6 protein-coding genes are annotated in these 5864 nt (G+C 41.1%); 1 reads left to right on the top strand and 5 read right to left on the bottom strand.

All coding sequences use genetic code 11. The features are described from left to right. Positions 1 to 951 precede the first annotated feature (951 nt). Positions 952 to 1260 carry a hypothetical protein gene (locus QUA50_RS28510; RefSeq protein WP_333268615.1) on the top strand — a complete coding sequence of 103 codons (309 nt, stop codon included), beginning with the start codon at positions 952 to 954 and terminating at the stop codon, positions 1258 to 1260. Here the strand turns inward: QUA50_RS28510 and QUA50_RS28515 are convergent. The 5 genes from QUA50_RS28515 to QUA50_RS28535 all read right to left on the bottom strand — a co-directional run bounded on the left by QUA50_RS28515 (position 1257) and on the right by QUA50_RS28535 (position 5390). After that, positions 1257 to 1433: a hypothetical protein gene (locus QUA50_RS28515; protein WP_333268613.1), complete on the bottom strand. Its 177-nt coding sequence runs from the start codon at positions 1431 to 1433 to the stop codon at positions 1257 to 1259. The two genes, QUA50_RS28510 and QUA50_RS28515, sit on opposite strands and share 4 nt — an antisense overlap. A gap of 17 nt (positions 1434 to 1450) precedes the next feature. After that, a complete protein-coding gene (locus tag QUA50_RS28520; RefSeq protein WP_333268611.1) occupies positions 1451 to 2233 on the bottom strand; it encodes a DUF928 domain-containing protein in 783 nt (260 codons plus the stop codon). A 25-nt stretch (positions 2234 to 2258) separates the two neighbouring features. Next, positions 2259 to 2390: a hypothetical protein gene (locus QUA50_RS28525; RefSeq protein ID WP_333298968.1), complete on the bottom strand. Its 132-nt coding sequence runs from the start codon at positions 2388 to 2390 to the stop codon at positions 2259 to 2261. A gap of 354 nt (positions 2391 to 2744) precedes the next feature. Then, positions 2745 to 4694 carry a CHASE2 domain-containing protein gene (locus QUA50_RS28530; protein WP_333268609.1) on the bottom strand — a complete coding sequence of 650 codons (1950 nt, stop codon included), beginning with the start codon at positions 4692 to 4694 and terminating at the stop codon, positions 2745 to 2747. A gap of 24 nt (positions 4695 to 4718) precedes the next feature. Continuing rightward, positions 4719 to 5390, bottom strand: coding sequence for a response regulator transcription factor (locus QUA50_RS28535; RefSeq protein WP_333268608.1), 672 nt, complete (start codon positions 5388 to 5390; stop codon positions 4719 to 4721). Between the last annotated feature and the right edge of the window lie 474 nt (positions 5391 to 5864).

Raw genomic sequence — 5864 nt, forward strand, 5'->3', positions numbered from 1 at the left:
ACTCAAAATTTGACATAGAGTGTTTTGTTCAGGGCTTTTATCCTAAATAGCTTATGGTGTAAGCTGTTACAACATGAGCTCAGTATACCCATTTTCTCCACTCGAAATTACACCACTCAAAATTTGACATAGAGTGTTTTGTTCAGGGCTTTTATCCTAAATAGCTTATGGTGTAAGCTGTTACAACATGAACTCAGTATACCCATTTTCTCCACTCCAAATTACACCCCTCAAGATTTGACAGCCTTTTCTGAAAATGGTTGGTTTAACTTTGCTCTGCCAGTTCAGTAACGCATCTTTAAATTCAAGATTTGGTTAACTAGCTTGCGCTATCTGGAATCTGCTTCAAGGTTTCAATTTGTTTCGCGCGAGCCTCCCGTTCTTTTGGTGACAATATTGTGTACAGTTGCCAAAGTAACCAGTTTGTAAGCCATTTTTGTTTTTCTCCTTGGTTTTTCTGGTGATCGTGTGGTTGGTAATAGTAATACGATAAATAAGTATATTGGATGAAACTAGAGTATTTTGTGCCAAATTTAGTGCTTAATTTTGTATTTCCTGTTACTTTTTAATGTAGTTATCATTGCACAACTGTGCAAGGGGTAATTTGAAATTACTCTTAAAGAAGTGAAGTGATGTTGTGTAAACTAACAACGCTGAAATAGATTGAGTCAAGCGACTATTTTGAAATTGATAACCGAGCTAAGCTGGTAAATATATTTGCAAAAACGAGTACCCTTTATCCTCATCGGTAACTGGCTGTAGGGTGGGATCAGTACGGTTCGGTTAAAACCAAAAACTAAGTAATTTGTCAAGTTCAGTCAAGTTCATGAACCTTGGTATTTGCTAACAAATCTCCCAGACAAGAACAAGTGCGATCGCAATTTACGGTCAACGTTACGGCATCGAAGCAATGTTTAAAGACTATAAAACTGCAGGATCTAACTTAGAACGGTGTCAAGCCTCCCTGACAAATTAATTGCTTTGATTATTTTAATAGCCTTGGCGATGACGGCAGCATCGTTACAAGGGAAGAGAACCCAGCTTAAAGGACAGGAAAAATATGTATGCCGTCTTAAAGAGCCAGAGAGAAATAGAAGAAGACATAGTAAGTTTTGGATTGGTTTATATGGCGAAAATTGGTTGATTGCCTTGGACTCCTGTCAGGAGTGGGTAGAGTCCATGATGAGTTTATTTCCTAATGGGCGAGCCTTTTATCAGAGGGAATTAAGAGCTATAAAGCTGATGGAGCAAGCTCTTTAGACTCGTTGTCGCCCCCTGAAGTAAAGAACTCCAGAAAGAGGTGGCAAAGTTTCAAACAAAGATATGGCACTGGCAGATGTCATCCAAGAACGATTGGCTACATCAAACCCGATAACAATTGCACTAGCCATCAAACCTTGTAAAACTGCACGACGTGAAGTGTTGTTTTTCATTACTGCTTAGAGGTTACTTAGCGTGTACTGTCTGCAATCTGCTTCAGGTTTTCAATTTGTTTCGCGCGAGCGGAGCGTTCTTTTGGCGACAATTGTGAAGTGGTTTTTGGTGCTTCCGACACAGCCAAATCTTTTAACAAAGTTGAACCTATTTCTCCCAGTTTCGACGCTTGGGCGAGTTTGAGCGCTTCATCTAGCGCGTTGTACCATAAACCTGCCTCAGCATAGATATTAGCTTTTTCAACGCTATTTACTGCTTTGTTGAGTTTACTTTGCACGGCAGCAGGCATTGCTACAACCTCAATAGTTGCCTCGCTTACTAGATCGCCTGATGGGTTATCTGGGTCGCAATTGATAACAACTTGCCAAAGATATTGTTTCTCCTGTTGCAGTCCTTGTTCGCTATTCGAGAACGGAGATAATTTCATAATTCCCGGTGAACTCTGCAAGGATATCTCGCGAACTTGTTGGGGTTTAGCACCTGGAACCCACTCGTAAATCGTGAGTTTTATTGGCTTGGAGGCAGAATCATTAGGCACAAACCAAGCGAACGTAGGGTATCGAGAAATCGTTCGTCCTATGTAGTTCACAGGGGCGAGAACGGTTAGTGGCATATCTCCTCCAGAACACCCTCTAGTCGTTCCTCCATCCGAGCTTCTTTCTTGAGGGGGAGGCTTTTGATTGCCAGGTGCATAACCCGCCAGAACTGCCGAAGTTACAATCAGCGTTAAACTCAAGGCACAACTGGTGAGTATTTTGATGTTGATGCGTTTGTTAAAGAACCATTGGATTGACATCATAACTTAGCCTTTTTTCCTTTTTTAATTATTTAATAGCTGATTTAGTTTTTTGTCCTAACTGATTGTTAACTATGGTAACATCAAATTCCCGATGTCTTAATTGATTAGGAAGTTGTTCAACTTCTAAATCATAGTCACCTAATCTCATAATATTCATGGCTTGTTTGATTTTGTGCGTTTTTTTTCATACCTTAGATCCTGTATTGGGGTATTGTGCTTATTGCCAAAGTAACCAACCAGTTGGTCAACCCTTTTTGTTTTTCTCCTTATTTTTTAGGGCGTCTGTGTGAGTATTAGTCCTATAATAAATAAATAGATTATATCTAACTAGAGTAGCTTGTGCCAAGTTAATTGCTTGAGTTTGTATTTCCTGTCGCTCTTTAAGGTAGTTATAATTGCACAACTCGGCAATCTTATTAGCCCTCCGTATTAATCTAATTTTCGGGTAACTCGGTGAGGCTGTTTCTGATATAGCAATTCTCGTTTAAGTGAGGTTCACAATAACGAGGGTCTAGCTTCTGCCTTTCAAAATCTTGGTTATGAAGTTACGTTTTATACTAGCAAAATTCCAGTTTTTCCCCGTAATGGGCCAAGTTAACTCACACAAAGTCCCTTTCTCTCCGAGACAGGTTCGCTTAAATTTTCCTTTTAATTTTTTTGCGAGATTTAGACACTGCTTGGTTCCTCGACCTTCATAGGAAGAGCAAATGCTAGATCCATTATCTTTAATACTTAGGGTGTACCAGCCTTTGTTTGAAGAGCCAGTAGCAGTGAGACGGGTCAATTTTTTAGCGTGTTTCCCGACATTGCACAGTGCTTCTTCCAGAAATTGGCAGAGTTCTCGCTTTTGTTCCAGGCTTAAGTATTGCTCTTCAATTGGCTCGAACGAATAAACTTTAACTTTGAGCGTTTTAAAGGAAGGAAAGTTTCGCTGGAGTGTATGGCTGTAGACTTCATAGAGTAGGTCACGAATCGGTAGCTTTAAGTCTAGGATTAGACCGCTGCCGAGACGGAGACTTTCCTTTCGATCGAGAGCTTCGAGTTTCAGGTATTCGCCGACTTCTCTGATTTCCCAGTTCAGATTTTTCAATTCTTCGAGCAATTGATTTGGTTCTAAATTTTGGTCTTGAACGTGCCTCAAAATATTTGCTAGTGTTTGCAGAGGGCCATTATGAATTATAATAAATGTCCGTTCTATGGTGTGTTGGCGGATCTCAATCTGAAACCTTAAAAATCGATCGTATTGATAGAAAGTGTTCGAGATGGCACCATTAATCACCAAAACTAATAAAGCTGGTACTGCGGGAATCCACCATCCCCCGACGATGAAAGCATAACTAATTCCAACTAACCCCAGACTGGCAGCGGCAAGATATACGAGGGTTTTTAATGGAGATTGAGTCAGCCGACCAAGATAAAGAGCTAAAATGCCCCAACCTACAATCCAAAGATATTCCCAACCCTCCGACCAGGTTTTTAAAACGGGTCGTCCATCGAGAACTGCACTGACGATTTGGCTGGCCACATGGGCATGAAATTCTACGCCATAAATTTTCCCAGGCGGTTGTAAATTAGCGATCGCAGAAGTATTGGTAAAGTCTTTAATACTAGGAGCCGTTATCCCAATTAGAACAATGCGATCGCCAAAGGTATCGCGCAGCCCATTAGGATTACCTTTGTCGGCTTCAATATCGTTAATATCTTGAAGGGATAGCGTGCGAAATCGTTCCCGACCGTTGCGATAATTAAGCAGTAGCTGAACGCCAAAATCATCAGCGCCCGCGTAGCCTCCAGAATAGGGCAAAAAGCGAGGAAGTTCAGTCGAACCAAACCGCATCGCCTCGCGATCGCGAATGCCATTGCTCAGTTCAATGCCTTCAGCTTTGAGATAGGTTTCTGCCAGTCGCAAAGGCAGGGAAAAGGCGTATTTTTTCTCGTTTTCAGGTCTATTTATTCCTAGTATTGCACGCCTGACCTTGCCGTCATCATCGGAAAGGTAATCTATAAAACCAATTTTTTCCGGGGGTAAGTCGGGGGGTGGCTTAATAAAAACAGGTATAACTTTTTCCACCAAAATCAGATTTTTGATATCTTTAAAAGTTGCAACCAGTTCGGCATGACCGGGTTCAACGGGTATATCTCTAACAATATCAAGACCGATAACTCTGGGCCGGTACTTCTGCAAAGTTCTCAACAGTTTGGCAATTTCGCGATCGGGTATAGGGTAATTTCTGATACGTTGGATATCGGCTTCATCAATTCCCACAATCACAATTCGTTTGTCGATAGGTTCAGATGGTCGCAGCCTCATAAACGAGTCGAAAGTTACCCATTCGATCGATTGCAGCAGTCCACTCAAACGAACGAGTATAATCAGCACTATAGCAACAATTCCTGGCAGTGTTCCTCCAGACCAGATGGTAAATTCTTTTCTAATTTTGCTTGAAATAGTGGGTAACAACAGTTTCTTCCTTAACAAAACAGATCAATCAATAAACCCCTCTTCTCTAGCTCGTTTTTCCGTTTGAATGCGGAGACTTTTGCCATCTTCCGGGTAAACCCCTAAAACGTCTTGAACTTTTGTCCAGTAGTGGCGTACTGTTCTGAGGGATAGGTTCATACGATCGGCAATGCCTTTATCTTCCAATTCTTCTTCAAAAGCGAGATTGAGTACCTCAAGCCACTCTGGCTTGACTTCCCCTGGCGGCATTTTCAAATCTTTGGTATGGGTAACTCCTTTGAGTGCCAAGTCAATCCGCTTCAACATCTCCTGGCTGGAAAGTCCTTTATCAGCTACGGTAAACCCTCCTTCATGAGCGTCGATGTCTGGTTTAATCCGCACCAGTGCTTTGACATAACTGCTTTGCACAACCAAATTTAGGGTGGGATAGTTTTTCATTAAAGTTCCCAGGCTTTTTATGCCTCGATTGATTTCGGCAGTGTGCCCGAAGGTTTCTGGTAGGGAAAGATCCATAATAACTAAATCCGGCCCAAATGCTTCGACCTGTTGCAGAGCATTCTGGGTTGTTTTAGCGGTAAGAATTTCGGCTTGTGGGTAGTGCCGTTTCAGCAAGTCGATCGTTCCGCTTAAGATTAGTTCGTGGTCATCCACTACAAGTATTTTCAGTGTGCTTGGCTCTGGTAAATCTTGGCTCATTGTTGAAACCGTAATTGGTAATTGGTAATTGGTAATTCCTTAGCCAGTAAGCATTTAGCTTGAGCTGATTGGGGCAAGTATGTTTGTATTATCAAAATAACGACGAAAAAGCGCGTTTTTTTAGGTTTATTTAATTTTTTTGCTTTAGTTAATGATACCAAATCAGGGTTGAGTATCCCCTTTGTACTCTCTCCCTCTCTCTGTACTCTGTGAGTTCTCTGTGGTTAATTATAAATGTGGTAGAAAACGCGGATTTAGTATAAGTCAGACAAATCGTCGATTTAAGTAATGAAATTGGTTTCATTTTATATGATATAGAAATCAGCTAGAAAATATATTGCACAACTGTGCAAACTCGATCGCACAAATATGCAATTAGGTTAGCAAACTACTACAGCATAAGTAGGTCGGTGCGAAAAAACCGAACTATGTTAAAATAAGTAAAGATAGGAAATACGTCTACCAAGGTAACTC

The sequence above is a fragment of the Microcoleus sp. M2_D5 genome, assembly GCF_036701935.1.
GTDB lineage: Bacteria > Cyanobacteriota > Cyanobacteriia > Cyanobacteriales > Microcoleaceae > Microcoleus.

Excerpts from the sequence above, each read along its gene's own strand:
- QUA50_RS28515 (WP_333268613.1), bottom strand. The coding sequence starts at position 1,433 with ATGAAAAACAACACTTCACGTCGTGCAGTTTTACAAGGTTTGATGGCT.
- QUA50_RS28525 (WP_333298968.1), bottom strand. The coding sequence starts at position 2,390 with ATGAATATTATGAGATTAGGTGACTATGATTTAGAAGTTGAACAACTT.
- QUA50_RS28535 (WP_333268608.1), bottom strand. The coding sequence starts at position 5,390 with ATGAGCCAAGATTTACCAGAGCCAAGCACACTGAAAATACTTGTAGTG.
- QUA50_RS28520 (WP_333268611.1), bottom strand. The coding sequence starts at position 2,233 with ATGATGTCAATCCAATGGTTCTTTAACAAACGCATCAACATCAAAATA.